Raw genomic sequence first — 17,221 nt, forward strand, 5'->3', positions numbered from 1 at the left:
TCAGCCTAAATAGTAAAAACGTCTAGAACAGCCAGCAAAACGACTTAGCCTTTTGGCTGTTTCAGCTGATAAGCCTGCACCGAATTCCCCAGGAAAGTCGGTACATACAGAATTTGTTTGGCGCTATCCCAGCCAATATCGGCGGTATTGAGTTTGTGCGGCCGGTTATCCAGCAATAAGTCGAGCTTGCCGTCGGCATGCACATAGTAGATTAAGCCTGCCCAGCAACTGACAATAAAATCACCATTGCCGACATGTTCTACACCATCGGCACGCTCAGCAAATCCTTGGGCAACAATAGTTAAATTGCCTTGAGCGTCAGCTTTAAACAGCTTATCGCCAGCCCCGATAAAAAGCTGCTCACCAACAAAAGTCAGGCCATTGGCCGCTTCAACGTTTTCCAGCCAGGGACTGAGTTTGTTCTGCTGCAACCGGTACAGCCGGTTTTTGCGGGTATCGGACACATAAACCGTCCCCTGTGGATCAACGGCCACATCGTTCAGAAATACCGAGTCCGGCGCGCTGATTTTTTCCAGCACTTTGGCAGTTTCGATATCGATCACCACCAGTTCGGTGAGATCGGCGACATACAATTTGCCCTGAAAACTGGCTAAGCCTTTGGGTGCATTAAGACCACGCAGCCAGTCGTGCTGGCGGATACTGCCATCGACATTGAGTAAAGCAATGCCGCCCTGACCATCCGCCGCATTGCCCTGGCCGTCAATTTCTGACACAAACAGCGTTGGTGATTTTGCGGCAGTGCCCAGCAATACCGATTCCGGGATCCGCAAATCTTTGGTATGCCAAAGCGGTTCAAGTTGAGGTGTTGCGGTAACTGGCAGCGCCAAAGCGCAGCTTAGTAAAACGAATGATGTGAGTGACATTGACTTGATTGACATCGTCGACCTTCTTGTGATGTAGCTGCTTGATGGAGTGAACCCCGAAATAACCAAGGTAACCAATAATGCTGAAAAAAGCGATGTGTATCAAAAATGGAAAAGCAGCCGCTGAAAATCGGCGGCTGCGGTGGTTAAGAAGGGAACTGATTGCCTGGCAACAAAGTGATTGCAACAGTTATTGCAACAGTTATTGCAAATGCACCTTTAATGCCTGGCCAGCTTGATCCAGCTGCATTTGTACCGCCGGGACTTCGCTCAGCACATTGAGCAAGCCAAAGTCATGGATCATGCCGTTGTAGCGTACCGACGTCACTTTTACGCCAGCCTGATTCAGTTTCACCGCGTAAGCTTCACCTTCATCACGCAGCACATCCAGTTCGGCGGTTTGCACTAATGCAGGCGGTAACCCTTTCAGTTGCTCGACACTGGCACGCAGTGGTGAAGCGTAAATCTCGGCACGCTCGGCTGGATTGGTGGTGTAACTATCCCAGAACCAACGCATCATGTTACGGCTTAAGAAATAACCTTGTTGAAAATGTTGGTACGACGCATTGTCAAAGTTGGCGTCGGTCACCGGCCATAATAACAGCTGGAATTTCAGGTTTGGTGTGCCAGCAGCTTTGGCTTTCAGTGCAACCACTGCCGCCATATTACCGCCGACGCTGTTACCGGCCACCGCCAGGCGCTGACCATCAACCTGAATTTCGGCGCCATGTTCTGCCACCCATTTGGTTGCGGCATAGGCCTGGTTAATCGCCGTTGGGTATTTGGCTTCCGGCGAAGGTGTGTAATCCACATACACAGCGGCAGCGCCGGAGCGGCTGACTAAATCGCGGATTAAGCGTTCGTGGGTTGGAAAATCACCTAACACCCAGCCACCGCCGTGGAAAAACATAAAAGCGGGCAGGGTACCTGTGCTACCGGCAGGCCGGACTATCACCAGCTTCAGCTTTTCGCCATTGAGCGTAAGCCATTTTTCACTGACATCGGCTGCCGGTAATTTTGCGCCAGCTTGGGCACCGCTTAATACAGCGCGGGCGTCTTTTGGACTCAGTTGTTCCAGTGGCGTGCCACCGCCTTGTGCCAAGGCATTTAAAAAAGTGGCGGTGGTTTGTTCAACTCTTGGAAATTCTGCAGCGGAAGTGACTGTTTCTGCGGCAAATATGACCTGGCTGGCGACAGCTGACACCAGAGTGAAAGCCAACATGCTGCGGCGGAAAGTACGGTTTAAAAGTTTCATTCTATGCTCCTCGGTGAAAATGGTTGCTGTCGCGAATTTGTGCCGGGCAGCTGTCAAAACACAGTGCCTGAATCACATTTGCAGTTACTATTATCGCGATAAGTTAATGGTTAAAAAATTTAGGTCAAAAGGTGCTTACACCAGCGTCAGCCGAACTTGTAACGAGTTGCGGGTGGCGTTTGAGTAAGGACACACCTGATGGGCTTTAGCGATTAAGTCATCGGCCACTTCGTCAGCGATGCCCGGTAAATTGATAAAGAGTTCAACATCTAAACCAAAACCACCAGGAATTTGGCCGATGCCGACTTCTGCCCGGACGCTGCTGTCGGCGGTCAGGGCAATTTTGCTTTGGCCAGCGACATATTTAATCGCACTTAAAAAACAAGCTGAATAACCTGCGGCAAACAACTGCTCTGGGTTGGTTGCTTCACCACCGGCACCGCCTAATTCACGTGGCGTCGACAGTTTGACATCTAAAAAGTTGTCGCTAGAAACAGCGCGACCATCACGGCCTGAAGTACTGGTTACGGTTGCTTTATAAATAACTTGCATGGTAAATCTCCTGAATTTATTAGCGATAACTGTTATCGCGATAATTTAGTGGTTAAAAAAATTGCTACATCCTGCTTCGTTCACCCTATTTCAGCACAGTGCGGCTGGTTGCTTACTGTCGCTGTCATCAGGTTGTGCGATAATATTATTGCGATAACTGTTATTGTGCAAGTTTTATTTTGATGTTTTTTCGAACTTATAGGTAAGATTTTGAATTTAAAGAAATTAAAGTTTCAACTTTTCAAGTTAAGCCGTTGATGTCACGAGCGTCGTGCCCGATGTATTAATCCTCACCCAGTAATTTGTATAATTCAGCGCGATTACGACCGTTGCGTTTGGCGGCGTATAAAGCTGAATCCGCCTGGGTATACAGGTCTTCAAAAGTGCTATCGCCTTTGCACAAAGCAATACCAATCGACACGGTAATGCAGAGCTCGACCTGTCCGGCTTTAATTGGGAAACTGGCTAATAAAGATCGCACCCGTTCTGCGACTTGCAGTGCGGTTTGTGGACTGGTTTCCGACAAAAAAACGGCAAATTCTTCACCGCCGATCCGACCAAAGATATCGTATTCCCGCAGCGCTTTTTTGATGCGGTTGGCGGCGGCTTTTAACACTTCATCGCCCGCCTGATGGCCGTATAAGTCGTTGACTGATTTAAAAAAATCCAAATCCAGTAATAACAGCGCTGAAGGCAGATCCTGCCGCTGGCAACGCCCGAGTTCAGTATTGGTGGATTCGACAAAACAGCGCCGGTTGGCAACTTTGGTCAGTTCATCGGTCAACGCCAGTTCGCTCAGGGTTGCTACCCGGGAATGCAGTTGATCTTCAAGGACTTTTTGTTTGGTAATTTCTTTGGCTTGCAGCAACATTTCGCCGGTTGGCAATAGTTGTTCGGACATTAAAAACCAGCGGCCATCCACCAGGTCGACTTCGAACAACCGAAATGGATTTTGCCGACGCCGTTGATGCGCTGCATGTAACCAAAGGTCGATATTTTCCGCTTCAATCCGAATGCCTTTGCGCTCGACAAAGGAGCGGCGCATCAGCTCATCAAAATGAATGCCCTGCATCGTGCGGTGTTCCTGATAAAAAATATCAGCAAACGCCTGATTGCAACCAAGCAGTTTGTCATCGGCGGTTAAAATGGCATAACCATCATTGCAAACATCAATAAACTCAAGCAGTTTTTGCGAAAATGCCGTGTGATTTGTGCTCATGAAGTGCTCAGCCATGCCGGCTTTGATCCATTGATTGGATCAAAGTTAGCAGATGAAAACACCGATCGGCCAGTTCGCGGCTGGCAAAAGTTAAACTTGGTTAAATCTTTATGGATCGACCATTAAGTGCCGCAAAAAGTCCGGTACGGCATGTCTGATTCCGGCGCCGCTGCCGCCCAGCGTTGATTGTTGGCAGTTTCAGTAAAAGGCATGCTTAAATCGCGGGCAAATTGTTGAAATAAAGTGAAATCGTTCTGCTCAGTTACCTGACTAATCATGAGTTCAATCTGATGATTTCGTGGAATAAAAAATGGATTCACTGCGTTCATTGCCTGTTGCATTGCCGCCGGTTCACCTTGCAATTGCTGTTGCCATTGCGCCGCCCAAACCAGCCAGCCTTGTTGATCCGCAAACAATGACGCAGGCCCTTGTGCTGCAGCAGCATCGCTGACGGCAAAAGCTAAGGTTCTGAAACATATCGTAAAGTCGACCTTATTGGCGGCCATCAGCTGCAGCAATTGTTCAGCCAGCGTTTTCGCCGCTGCGGTGGATGCTAAACCCAACTTGGCGCTCATCCGGTCTTGCCAGGCTTGGTGATATAAATCAGGGAAATCATTAAGTGCCGCGGTCGCAACTTCTACCGCCTTGGCTTCGGACTCCGCCAGCAACGGCAACAGGGCTTCCGCCAGCCGTGCCAGGTTCCACTGCGCAATCATCGGTTGATTGCGATAGGCGTAGCGGCCTTGCTGATCAATCGAGCTAAACACCGTATTAGGGTCAAACTGGTCGATAAAAGCGCAAGGGCCGTAATCAATGGTTTCACCGCTGACCGACATATTGTCGGTGTTCATCACTCCGTGAATAAAACCAAGGCTCATCCACTGTGCGACCAGTACGGCTTGAGCGCGGATCACCTGGTTCAACAAGGCCAGATATGGCTGTGGCGTATCTGTACATGCCGGATAATGGCGATTGATCACATAGTCGGCCAGGCTTTTGAGGGAACTGCCGTCCTGTAACATACTGGCAAACTGAAAAGTGCCGATCCGGATATGGCTGGCAGCAACGCGGGTCAGAATGCCGCCCGGCTTCGGTTGGTCGCGGTACACAGTTTCACCGGTGATCACCGCCGCCAAAGCGCGACTGGTTGGCACACCGAGTGCGTGCATTGCTTCGCTGACCAGATATTCGCGGATCACCGGACCGAGCGCGGAGCGGCCATCGCCACGGCGGGAATAAGGTGTCGGACCCGCGCCTTTGAGCTGAATATCGCGCCGCTGTTGTTTTTTATCAATGATTTCAGCCAGTAACAAGGCCCGGCCGTCACCGAGTCTCGGCGATAAATGGCCAAACTGGTGGCCGCTATAGGCTTGCGCCAGTGGTTTGGTCCAATCCGGCAGTTGGTTACCAGCGAGCAGTTGCAAACCGGCGGCGGTTTCGGCCAAAGCCGGATCAAAACCAAGTTCGGCGGCTAACTTATGGTTAAATGCCAGCCAGCGTGGTGCAGCAACCGGCGTCGGCGCACAGAGTTCAAATAAAGTTTCGGGTAAACCTGCATAGCTATGCTCAATTTGCATGGTTGCTGCTGGTTGTGGGCTGTTGGCGTTGGACATCTGGAAAAACTCAGAAAACTGAAGCTAGCCGGATTGTACCTTGCCTGACGCCGCTTGCCGACCCGCAGTTTTCAAATTATCCAGCCATGTAGTTTTTGCCTGAAACGGCTACACTGGAAACTGAACCATTTTTTGACATTGAGTTGGAGAACCTGCTTTGTCTGCTGCCAGTCAACAGTTGTCGCGTTTGCAATTTTTGTTTCGACTGACGCTGGTGGTACTAGCCGGTTTTGTCACCAGTTTTTTCTGGTATGTCAGCACCGAGCGCGCCATTGATGCGGCAAATCAGCAACGACTGAACTCCTTTGTACTGGCGGATATTTTGCGCCAATCCTCTGACGATTTAACCCGGATGGTTCGCAGTTACGTGGTCACAGGCGAGCCACGGTATAAAGCACATTTTCAGGAAATTATGGCCATTCGCGATGGCAAAGCGCCACGGCCGCGGTTTTATCAGCGGGTGTATTGGGATTTAGTCACTGAAGATGCGATGCGGCCACGGCCTTCCGAACCGGCGATGCCATTATTGGTGTTGATGCAGCAAGCCGGTTTTACCGCTGCTGAGTTTGCAAAATTGGCGGAAGCCAAAGGTTATTCGGACGATTTAACCCAAATTGAATTTAAAGCCATGCAGTTGCACGAGCAAGCCCGCAGGATGCCCGCGCCACAAGCGTTGGAGCTGAATCGCCAAGCGGTGGCGATGTTGTTTGACCAACGTTATCACCAGGCCAAAGCCGGTATTATGCAGCCCATCGATCAGTTTTATCAGATGATTGATATTCGAAGCACCAATGACTTGCAGCAAGCCATGATTGTGGCCGATGCCGCTCGCTATTTGTTTGTCGCCATTGGTTGTTGGCTGCTGTATTTATTGTGGCAAATCCGCCGCTATTTCAGCGCGGTGCTAGGTACTTCACTGCCGGTTTTATATCAATATATCAGTGCTTTAGGTTCAGATTTGCAAGGCAAACCGATTGCAGTTGACAGCAGCCGCCAAGATACCGTGTTGGGCTGGCTGGCAAAAACCGAACAGCGATTGATGCAGATGGATGAAAAACGGGCGTTAGTGCAGCACCGGTTGGAACATCTGGCGCATTATGATGCACTCACCGGTCTGGCCAATCGCTTGTTATTGTTGCAAACACTGGAACAGGCGATCCAGCGCAAACCGGCGGCGTTAATAGGTTTGGCCTATCTGGATCTGGATGGTTTTAAAGTGATTAACGACCGGTATGGCCATGCGCTTGGCGATCAGGTGTTGCAGTTGCTGGCGACGCGGTTGCAACAATTGATGCGGCCGCAAGACATGCTGGCGAGGTTTGGTGGTGATGAATTTGTGGTGCTGCTAAACGGTTTGAAAAGTCAGGATGAAGGCACCGGGTTATTGTCGCAGCTGCTACAACAGCTACAACAGCCGCTGCAACTCGATGAATATACACTGCAATTATCCGGCAGTATCGGCGTTACTTTTTACCCACAACGACAACCGCTGGAAGCGGATCAGTTGCTACGACAAGCCGATCAGGCGATGTATCTGGCCAAACAAGGTGGTAAAAACCGCTATCAGTGTTTTGATGCGGCGCAGGAAGAGTTGTTGCGTGGTCATCATCAGCAAATTGAAGAAATCCGGCTTGGCATTTCGTTGCAACAGTTTGTGCTGTATTACCAGCCGAAAGTCAATATGTACACCGGCCAGGTGATTGGCTATGAAGCACTGGTGCGCTGGCAACATCCGCAGCGTGGGTTATTGCCGCCGGCATTGTTTTTACCGCAGCTGGAACAACATCCGGTTGGCATTTTACTGGGGCAGTGGGTCGTGACCAACGCCATTTCGCAGTTGGTGCTCTGGCAGCAACAAGGTTTAACCTTACCGCTGAGTATCAATATTGCCGCCAACCACTTACAAAGTATTGGTTTTGTTGAGCAGTTGTCGGCGTTATTACTGCCACAGCCACACATTCGCGGGCTGGTGGAGCTGGAAATTCTCGAATCCAGCGCGCTGGAAGATATCAGCCTGGTGAGCACCATCATGCAGCAGTGCAGTGAACTGGGCGTGACCTTTGCGCTGGATGATTTTGGGACCGGTTATTCGTCGTTGTCCTATCTGAAAAAACTGCCGCTGCATTTGTTGAAGGTCGATCAGAGTTTTGTTCGTGATATCACCATCGACGATGACGATCTGCCGATCCTGCAAGGCATTCTGGCTTTGGCCCAGGCTTTTGCGCTGGAAATCATCGCTGAAGGTGTCGAAACCGAGCATCACGGGGTGAAATTACTGCAGCTTGGTTATCAGCTTGCACAAGGGTACGCAATCGCAAAACCAATGCCCGCTGCAGCGGTGTTTGACTGGGTGCAACAGTGGCAACCGCCTGCCAGTTGGCAGCGCAACCGTTGAACCATTCTGGCGCATCTCTTGTGGTGTTGCTGCTTTTTGTGGCAAATGACAGATTTTTCATCAGCGTTGATGAAATTTTTTAACTTATATTAAATTTATATAAATCATATACATAAATAACAGTCCTATCCCCTGAATTATGATTTTCCCTCATTCGTAACCCTGCTTTTTTTCGGTGCAAATGGAACTTTCCCCTGATGGTGTATTGACGGCTGAAACAAAATCACCTAAGTTGTGTAAGCGCTTACAGTTAGTTGTTTGTAGTCTGTTTACAACCTGGTCGGCGCTCAAAAAAACGCACTTATAAAAATAGTAGCCATAACACAGTCGACAGGGATTACAGAATGAAACCGATAACATTTAGAAAGACCAGACTCGCCACCAGTTTGTCCTTGGTGTTGGGTGTGGGAACGATGTTGCCAGCACAGGCGCAGGATGCTGTAGCCGCGGAGCCAGCGAAAAAGTCCGACAAAATTGAAGTGATTGCCGTCACCGGTATTCGTGGCAGTTTAATTAAAGCCATGGATATCAAACGTTCATCCGATGGTGTGGTCGATGCGATTTCCGCCGAAGATATTGGTAAATTCCCGGATACTAACTTAGCCGAATCGTTGCAGCGGATTGCCGGTGTGTCGATTGACCGGGTCAACGGTGAAGGTAGTAAAGTGTCGGTGCGGGGTTTTGGCCCGGATTTTAACCTGGTTACGTTAAATGGTCGCCAGATGCCGGTCACGACAGGCTCGCGTTCTTTTGATTTTGCCAACATCGCTTCTGATTCGATCAGCGGTGTCCAGGTTCACAAAACAGCTTACGCCGCCAATCCAACCGGTGGTATCGGTTCTACTATCAATGTTGAAACCTTACGGCCGTTAAATTCGCCAGGCATGAAAGCAATTGCCAACGTGGCGATGGTTGACGATAAATCAACTGAAACCGGTTCGGCGACACCGGAATTTTCTGGTTTATATTCAAACACTTTTGATGACAATAAATTCGGTGTGATGGTTTCCGGTAGTTATCAGGAGCGTGAAAGTGGTAACCAACAGGCGAACGTTGGTACCGGCTGGCGCAGCTTTTTAGGCAAAGCTGATGACAACTATGGCGCAGGTACCGGCGAGTGGGGCGGTGTGCCACAAACTGGCCAGGTCAATCGTCCAGGCCCAGCGGATATTTATTCAGTACCACAAACCACCATCTATAAATTTGAAGAACAGCAGCGGGTTCGGACCAACGGTCAGTTGGTGTTGCAATACAGTCCAAACGATTCCATCAAGGCCACGCTTGATTACACTTATATGCGTAACGACGTGGACACCCAATATAACGACGTTTCGGCCTGGTTTACTTTTGCGCCTTCGCAAAACGTTTGGACTGATGGTCCAATTTCGTCACCGCTGATTTACGCTGAAAATTACGCTACGCCTGCCGACTTATCGATGGGGGCAGGTGATTTTGGCGTGCGCAATGAAAGTGGCTCTTTAGGCTTAAATCTGGAATGGCAGCCAACTGATCGGTTAAAAGTTAATTTTGACGCGCATCAATCGGACGCCGAAATTAAACCAAACAATATCTTTGGTTCTAACAACACCTTAAGTACTGCCGGTTTTGTCCGGACTTATGCTGCGACTGATTTCAGCGGTGATTTACCGGCACTGGCGGTGGGCGGTGGCAACGCCGTCAAGCCTTCCGATATGCGGGTCACCGGTAGTGTGTTTGGTAACTCTACCAATCGCTCGGAAATCGACCAGTATCAGGTCAAAGCAAGTTACGATTTAGAAGAAGCCGGAAGTATCGATTTTGGTATTTCGTTGACCGATGTCGACAACCACTCAAAATCGGTGAACGTGCAGCGCAATGACTGGGGTGGCGTTGGTAAAGCCGGTGACTTTGATGACAGCTGGTTCCCGGCTGGTACTATTCACGACAAATTCTCTGCCAACAAAGGCGATTTCTCAGCAGCGCCAGGTAAAACTTACGAGCTGTTAAACCGGATCTTCTTCTGGGATTTCCATGCCGTGCGTGACCGTGCCGAACAACTGTATACCCCGGCGGGTTACCAAGGTTTTGGCGATTGTGGTACTGACTTCTGCCCATCGACGGATTACGCACGTGATACCGACCGTTACACCTTAGAAGAGTCCCAAGCGGCGTACGTGCAGTATAACTTTGCGTCTGAATTCAAAGGCCGTCCTTATGATGTGCATGTGGGTGTGCGGGTTGAAAGTACTGACGTATCTTCCACCGCTGCGGTTGCTGGTTACAACGGCGCCAACTGGATTGCGGATACCGAAATTGCTCTGGTCGCCAGCGGCCAGCGTGAGTATCAGAATCAACAAGGCGATTATGATTATGTATTGCCAAATCTGAACTTTAACATCGAAGTGATTGACGATGTGATGGTGCGGGCGGCTTACAGTGAAACGATTGGCCGGCCGGATTATACCTCCATTCAAGGTGGTACAATTTTAGGTACATTGGCCAACCGTGCGGGTGGCGGTGGTTCTGCCGGTAACCCGAATCTGTTGCCGCTGGAATCGGAAAACATCGATTTGTCGGTGGAATGGTACTATTCACCCACCAGTTATGCGTCGGTTGGTTATTTCCGTAAAGACACCAGTAACTTCATTAGTAACATTGTGGTAGACACGACTATTGCCGGTATTTTCAATCCAGCTGATGGTAAGAAATACCGTGAAGCTTTAGCTGCAGTCGGCGCTGATGCCGCGGCAATCCGCAACTGGATTTTCGCCAACTATCCAAACGATCCAACAGTGGATGTCACCGGCAAGAAAATCAGCGGTAAATCCGGTGAAGACAACCTGATGAACTTCAAGATCAATACGCCTTCAAATGGCGATACCTCTGAAGCGATCACCGGTTGGGAATTGGCAGTCCAGCATGCCTTTGGTGAAAGTGGTTTTGGCGTGATCGGTAACTACACCATCGTGGATAGTGGTCAGACGTATGACAACTTCCTACTCAAAGACCAACCAGCCCTCATCGGTTTAAGTGATACCGCCAACGCCATTGTGTTTTATGAAAACTATGGCTTCCAGGCGCGGATTGCTTACAACTGGCGTGACGAGTTCTTAAACTCCCGCGGTCAGGATACCGGCGCGAACCCGAAATACACCGAAGCCTATTCGCAGATTGACGTGTCGGTCAGCTACGACTTGCCACAAGTGGAAGGCCTGACCATTTACCTGGAAGGTCTGAACGTGACGGACGAGTATGTCCGGGTGCATGGGCGCGCCAAAGAACAGGTGTTAAGCCTGGTCGAAACGGGTGCCCGTTATAGTATCGGTGCTCGCTACAGCTTCTAAGCATTAGCGTGCAAGGTCTGAATGGATCGGATAATCAATGCTTTAGCCGTTGATTGTGCGGCTCTGTTCAGACCTGACTTACTGCAAAAGCCCATGGTCAGCCGGTGCTGGCCATGACTTTAATCTGCAGCCCGGATGTTGCTTTGCACACAGATGCGGTAGATTATTTTGATGCATTTTATCAATGACAGCAGGTCATCCGATGGACAACCCAATCCGTAGTCTCGTGATTGTCGGCGGTGGCGCTGCCGGCTGGATTACCGCTGGTTTATTGGCCGCGGAACATAATGCTGATCAGGGGGTATTGGCGGCCATTCCCAAGCTAACCATTAGTTTGATCGAGTCACCCGATGTGCCTATTATCGGCGTTGGTGAAGGCACCTGGCCGTCAATGCGGCTGACGTTACAAAAAATCGGTATCGGCGAAACTGAATTTTTGCTCTGTTGTGATGCCAGCTTTAAACAAGGTTCAAAATTTATCCATTGGCGTGGCCAGACTGCGGCCAATCGTTCTTTCCCCGACAGCTACATACATCCTTTTAGTTTGCCGATTGGCCAGCAGGAATTAAACCTCTGTCCGTTCTGGTTACCCCATCAGCAGGACGTGGCATTCGCCGATGCGGTGTGTCAGCAATTTCAGCTCGCTGAGCTGGGTTTAGCCCCCAAACAAATTTCCACCGCTGAATACAGCTTTATCAATAATTATGGCTACCACCTAAATGCCGGTAAATTCAGTCAGTTACTGCAAAAACATGTCACTGAAAAATTAGGCGTTCGTTATATTGCCGATCATGTGACGGCCATTCATAGTCAGCAAAATGGTGATATTGCCAGTCTCTCGACCAAGTCGCACGGCGAGATCAGTGGTGATTTGTTTATCGATTGTTCTGGTTCCCGTTCGATGTTATTAGGCGAACATCTGCAGGTGCCAATGATTAGCCAACAGCAGGTGCTGTTTAACGACAGTGCGTTGGCGGTGCAAATGCCTTATCCAACAGCCGATGCCGCCATAGCCTCCTGCACCCATGCTACTGCGCAATCTTGTGGCTGGATTTGGGATATCGGCTTGCCGACACGTCGCGGCATTGGCCATGTTTATTCGTCTGCACATCTGTCCGATGATGCGGCCGAGCAACAACTTCGTCGTTATTTAACCGCCGATTTTGGCGCGTCCGCAGCCAGTAGCGCCGAATTTCGAAAACTCAGTTTCGCGCCAGGTCATCGCGCTTTGTGCTGGAAAAATAACTGTATCGCGATTGGCATGGCGGCGGGCTTTATTGAACCCTTAGAAGCGTCGGCGCTGGCATTAGTGGAATGGACCGCCAAAGCGCTGAGCAGCCAGTTACCGGCTAATCGCGCGGTGATGGACATAGTTGCGGCGCGGGTCAATAAAGTATTTCTGCAGCATTGGCAGCAGATTGTTGAATTTTTAAAATTACATTATGTGCTGAGTCAGCGCGCAGATGATGATTATTGGTATGAGCATCGCGAATCGTCGTCGATACCCACGTCGCTGCAAGACGCCTTGCAACTGTGGCGATATCAGGTACCTTCAGCCATGGACATTAGCCACAGTGATGTGTTATTTCCGGCAGCCAGTTATCAGTATGTATTGTATGGTATGGGGTTTCAGACGCAGTTATCCGGCAGCCAGAAACCGTCGTTACAGCGCAAAGCACAACAGCTGTTTAATGAAAATATTCAACGAATTCAGACGTTAAAACAAGTGTTGGACGACAATCGCAGCTTGTTGCAGAAGATCCGCCAACATGGCTTACCGACGATTTAACAATCAAATTGTGACGACATAACTACAACTAAAAATGACAGTGATAGGGATCTGAAATGACAAAAATTGCCTTACTAAACAGTGTTGAACATCAGCCACTCAAAGTGATCACCGAGCGTGGTGCGGCTTATGGTGACAATTTATGGTTTACGCCCACTTTTCCGCTGGAGTTTCGCAGCGTGCAGGCGCAGTACCCGATTTTTTTCCATAAAGATCAACAGACCGGCAAATTGTATCCAGTGGCGTTGTTTGGCTTTAGTCATCAGGAAAATCTGTTTTTACAAAGCAACAACTGGCAACACAGTTATATCCCGTTATCGGTATTGCGGTTGCCATTTTTGATTGGCCAGCAAACAGTGCGCGAAGATGGTGTCGAGCATCAGCAAAGAGTGATTCATATTGATGTCGAGCATCCGCGCGTGAGCAAAGCGCAAGGCGAAGCGTTGTTTTTGCCCTTTGGTGGCAACAGTCCATATCTGGAACAAGTGGCCGGGATGTTGGAAACGTTGCATTTTGGCTTGCAGGACAGTCAGCAATTTGTTGAACAGTTGTTGGCGCTAGAGTTGCTGGAAGCTTTTGCGCTGGATGTGCAGCTGGACGATGGTACCAAACATCAGATGATTGGGTTTTATACCATCAACGAAGACAAGTTAAAGGCGCTGTCCGCTGAAGCTTTGACCGCTTTACATCAGCGCGGTTACTTGCAGGCGATTTATATGGCGCTGGCGTCGCAGTCGAATATCCGCAACTTACTCAAGCTGAAAAATCAGCTGCTGCAACAAGCTGCGGGTTAAACCATGCAAGGACTGGCTTTATGGCAACAGCAGGCGCTTGCAGTTGAAACTATTGATGCAACCGATAGTGCGGCGCTGTTACCTGAATTGCAAAACCTGCTGCAAAACCGCACTACACCACTGATTTTAAAAGGTTTATGTCTGAACTGGCCGCTGGTGCAAGCCGGGCTGGTTTCTGACGCCGCTGCTGCCGATTATTTGTTGCAATTTGAGCAGGGCGAGCCGGTCAGCGTCTGCCAACTGGCGCCGGAAACGCAGGGGCGGGTGTTCTATAACGCTGATTTTTCCAGCTTTAACTATCAGGCCGGCAAGATGCCGTTGCCGCTGTTGCTCAAGCAGTTACAGCAAAGCGCAGCGCTGCAAGCGGCCGGGAAGCCTGCGTCTATCTGGTATATGGGCTCGACCGAAATTGAGCGCTGGTTTAGCGGGCTCGCCGCGCACAATAGTTTGGCGCACTTGTTGTTGCAGCCGCTGACCAGCGTCTGGCTTGGCAATCAGGCGCGGATCCCTGCGCATTTTGATTTTCCACAAAACCTGGCTTGTAACGCCGTCGGACATCGCACTTTTACTTTATTGCCGCCAGAACAAATTGAGAATTTATACCCAGGGCCGATGGAATTTGCGCCTGGTGGCCAGGACATCAGTCTGGTCGATTTTTTGAACCCTGATTTAGACCAATTTCCACGCTTTGCCAAGGCGCAACAAGCGGCGTCGATTGCTGCATTAGAACCGGGCGATGTGCTGTTTATCCCGAGTATGTGGTGGCACCACGTGCAGGGGCACGACGCGCTGAATATTCTGGTGAGTCATTGGTGGCGCGATAGTCCGGCTTATTTGGGGCGGCCAACCAATGCCTTGTTGCACAGTATGTTAAGCCTGCGCAGTTTACCTAAAGCACAGCGCCAAGCCTGGCAAGCACTGTTTAACTATTACATTTTCGAACACGATAATGCACCAGAGCCTGACATGCCAGCTGCCGCCAAAGGCATGCTGCAAAAGCCACTGGATGAGCTAAATGCCCGGCAACTGCGGGCCGATTTACAGAATAAATTAAAGCGCTAGCCGAAATAGCCGCGCCACTCGAGCGCCAGCGATAGCACAAGGGGATAACGATGCAACAGGTACAATTTGGCGCCGCAGCAAGCGACGCCTACAGCTCGATCAAAAACCGACCGATTAAAAAAGTAGTGATCGCTGGCGGCGGCACGGCAGGCTGGATGACAGGCGCGGCCATCAGCAAATTACTGGGAAAAAACCTGGACGTGGTGTTGGTGGAATCGGATGAAATTGGCACTGTCGGTGTGGGCGAAGCGACCATTCCGACTTTACATATTTTCCATCGTTTGCTCGGCATCAACGAGCAGGAATTTATGGCCGCCACCAACGCGACTTTTAAGCTGGGCATCATGTTCGAAAACTGGCTGCAGCAAGACCAAAAGTATCTGCACTCCTTTGGTTTTCTGGGGAAAGATTGTTGGGCCTGTGGTTTTCAGCATTTTTGGAGCAAAGCACAGCAGCGTGGTATCGCCCGTGAAATCGGAGATTATTGCGTCGAACATCTGGCGGCGCGCCAAGGCCGTTTTGCGGTGTTGCCGAATCAGGATCTGAATCATGCTTACCATATGGATGCGACCATTTACGCCAAATATCTGCGCAAGTTAGCCGAGCAACATGGTCTGAAGCGGGTTGAAGGTAAAATTGCCGAAGTACAACAACATGCTGACGGCCACATCAGTGCGCTGAGGCTGATGTCAGGCGAGCTGATTGAAGGCGATTTATTTATCGATTGCACCGGCTTTCGGGCCTTATTGATCGAACAAACGCTCAATACTGGTTATGAAGACTGGAGCCACTTTTTACCCTGCGACAGCGCCATTGCCGTGCAAACTAAAACCACTGAATCGCCAGTCGCTTATACCCGCGCAATCGCCCATCCGTCGGGCTGGCAGTGGAAAATTCCGCTGCAAAGCCGCGTTGGTAACGGCATGGTGTTTTGCAGCAAGTTTATGTCCGACGATGAAGCCAAAGCTTTGTTGCTGGCCAACATTGAAGGCGAGCGGCTGATTGAACCGCGAGTGATTAAGTTTCGCACCGGCACCCGCCACCAGCACTGGAATAAAAACTGTATCGCCATTGGTTTATCCAGTGGCTTTTTAGAACCGCTGGAATCGACCAGTATTCACCTGATTCAACGCAGTATTGTGCGTTTGCTGCAGATGTTCCCATCCAACGGCATTCAAACTGCCGAAGTCGATGAATTTAATAAACAAACGCAGATTGAAATGCACAATATCCGCGACTTTATCATCCTGCATTACAAAGCCACCCAGCGCGATGACAGCAAATTCTGGCGCTATTGCCGCGATATGGCAGTGCCTGAATCGTTGACGCACCGGATGGAGTTATTCGCGCAATCGGGCAAGGTGTATAAGTTCGCGCAAGAGCTGTTTGGTGAAAGCTCCTGGATCCAGGTGATGATGGGACAGGGGATTTTGCCGGCGCAATATCACCCGATTGTCGATGCGATGAGCGATGGTGAACTGACTGATTTCCTTGGCACCATTGCCGCTAATGTGCAAAAAACCGTGCAGAATTTCCCGACGCATCAAGACTTTTTGCAGTACTACTGCAAGTCGGCGATTGTCTGAGCGATGACTGATGTTGCGAGTGATGCAGCGAGCGCTTTTGTGATCAATACCATACTAAAACCGCAGCTGATTTATGTCGGCACGCAGCAAACGCCGGTATTGATCATTGACGATCTGGCCTTGGATCTGCCGGCATTGCTGGCGGATGCGGCAAGCGCCGATTTTCAGGCCGATGCGTATTCTTATTACCCCGGCGTGCGGGCGTTGTTGCCGCGGCCTTATGTCATTGCGGTACTGGATGCGGTCTATCAGCTGATTTATCAGGTCTATCAGGTGCCATCTGAGCGACGACTCAAGCCGCAGGACATTTATTATTCGTTGATCACCAGCGCCGAACAAGATTTAAAACCGCTGCAGTGTTTGCCGCATTTTGACAGCACCGATCGCTATTATTTTGCGCTGCTGCATTATTTAAGCCCGGAGCCTCACGGCGGCACCGGCTTGTTCCGGCATCGGCCGACTGGCCTGGAGAAAATATCTGCTGCCACGCAAGCAAGATATTTCCAGGCGGCCGAGCAGCATTTAGCGCACTTTGGTGCGCCGCCACAGCGTTATTGTGTCGAAACCAACGATCATTTTGAGTTGTACCAAAAGCTCGAATACCGGCAAAACCGGTTGGTGATTTATCCCGGAAATTTACTGCATTCCAGTTTGGTCAATCCGGCGACCGATATTGCAGCTTCCATCAGCGAAGGTCGGTTGACCGCCAATATCTTTATCAACTTTTTAGCCTGAATCAGGGGTAGCAG

12 protein-coding genes are annotated in these 17,221 nt (G+C 50.0%); 7 read left to right on the forward strand and 5 right to left on the reverse strand.

Annotation, left to right across the window (positions count from 1 at the left end; all coding sequences use genetic code 11):
* Positions 1-44 precede the first annotated feature (44 nt).
* The 5 genes from EOE67_RS15875 to EOE67_RS15895 all read right to left on the reverse strand — a co-directional run bounded on the left by EOE67_RS15875 (position 45) and on the right by EOE67_RS15895 (position 5,487).
* Entirely contained in the window at positions 45-899 is an 855-nt protein-coding gene (locus tag EOE67_RS15875; protein WP_127700316.1) for an SMP-30/gluconolactonase/LRE family protein, read from the reverse strand.
* Positions 900-1,086: 187 nt separating this feature from the next.
* Positions 1,087-2,139, reverse strand: coding sequence for an alpha/beta hydrolase (locus tag EOE67_RS15880; RefSeq protein ID WP_127700317.1), 1,053 nt, complete (start codon positions 2,137-2,139; stop codon positions 1,087-1,089).
* Between the two features lie 135 nt (positions 2,140-2,274).
* Complete coding sequence (locus tag EOE67_RS15885; protein WP_127700318.1) at positions 2,275-2,691, reverse strand: organic hydroperoxide resistance protein; 417 nt, start codon at positions 2,689-2,691, stop codon at positions 2,275-2,277.
* Between the two features lie 283 nt (positions 2,692-2,974).
* Entirely contained in the window at positions 2,975-3,910 is a 936-nt protein-coding gene (locus EOE67_RS15890; RefSeq protein ID WP_127700319.1) for a GGDEF domain-containing protein, read from the reverse strand.
* A 122-nt stretch (positions 3,911-4,032) separates the two neighbouring features.
* The gene (locus tag EOE67_RS15895) at positions 4,033-5,487 is read right to left on the reverse strand and encodes a protein adenylyltransferase SelO (protein WP_127700320.1); all 1,455 of its coding nucleotides are present in this window, start codon (positions 5,485-5,487) and stop codon (positions 4,033-4,035) included.
* Positions 5,488-5,680: 193 nt separating this feature from the next.
* Between EOE67_RS15895 and EOE67_RS15900 the strand changes: the two genes are divergently transcribed.
* The 7 genes from EOE67_RS15900 (at position 5,681) to EOE67_RS15930 (ending at position 17,207) form a co-directional block, all read left to right on the forward strand.
* A complete protein-coding gene (locus EOE67_RS15900) occupies positions 5,681-7,918 on the forward strand; it encodes a putative bifunctional diguanylate cyclase/phosphodiesterase (protein ID WP_127700321.1) in 2,238 nt (745 codons plus the stop codon).
* Between the two features lie 344 nt (positions 7,919-8,262).
* Complete coding sequence (locus EOE67_RS15905; protein ID WP_127700322.1) at positions 8,263-11,241, forward strand: TonB-dependent receptor; 2,979 nt, start codon at positions 8,263-8,265, stop codon at positions 11,239-11,241.
* A 202-nt stretch (positions 11,242-11,443) separates the two neighbouring features.
* Entirely contained in the window at positions 11,444-13,030 is a 1,587-nt protein-coding gene (locus EOE67_RS15910; protein WP_127700323.1) for a tryptophan halogenase family protein, read from the forward strand.
* Between the two features lie 56 nt (positions 13,031-13,086).
* A complete protein-coding gene (locus tag EOE67_RS15915) occupies positions 13,087-13,824 on the forward strand; it encodes a SapC family protein (protein WP_127700324.1) in 738 nt (245 codons plus the stop codon).
* A 3-nt stretch (positions 13,825-13,827) separates the two neighbouring features.
* Positions 13,828-14,886, forward strand: coding sequence for a cupin-like domain-containing protein (locus tag EOE67_RS15920; protein ID WP_127700325.1), 1,059 nt, complete (start codon positions 13,828-13,830; stop codon positions 14,884-14,886).
* Positions 14,887-14,936: 50 nt separating this feature from the next.
* Positions 14,937-16,472, forward strand: a complete 1,536-nt coding sequence (locus EOE67_RS15925; protein WP_127700326.1) for a tryptophan halogenase family protein — start codon at positions 14,937-14,939, stop codon at positions 16,470-16,472.
* Positions 16,473-16,475: 3 nt separating this feature from the next.
* A complete protein-coding gene (locus EOE67_RS15930; RefSeq protein ID WP_127700327.1) occupies positions 16,476-17,207 on the forward strand; it encodes a DUF6445 family protein in 732 nt (243 codons plus the stop codon).
* Positions 17,208-17,221 lie beyond the last annotated feature (14 nt).

The sequence above is a fragment of the Rheinheimera riviphila genome (assembly GCF_004005945.1).
Lineage (GTDB): Bacteria > Pseudomonadota > Gammaproteobacteria > Enterobacterales > Alteromonadaceae > Pararheinheimera > Pararheinheimera riviphila.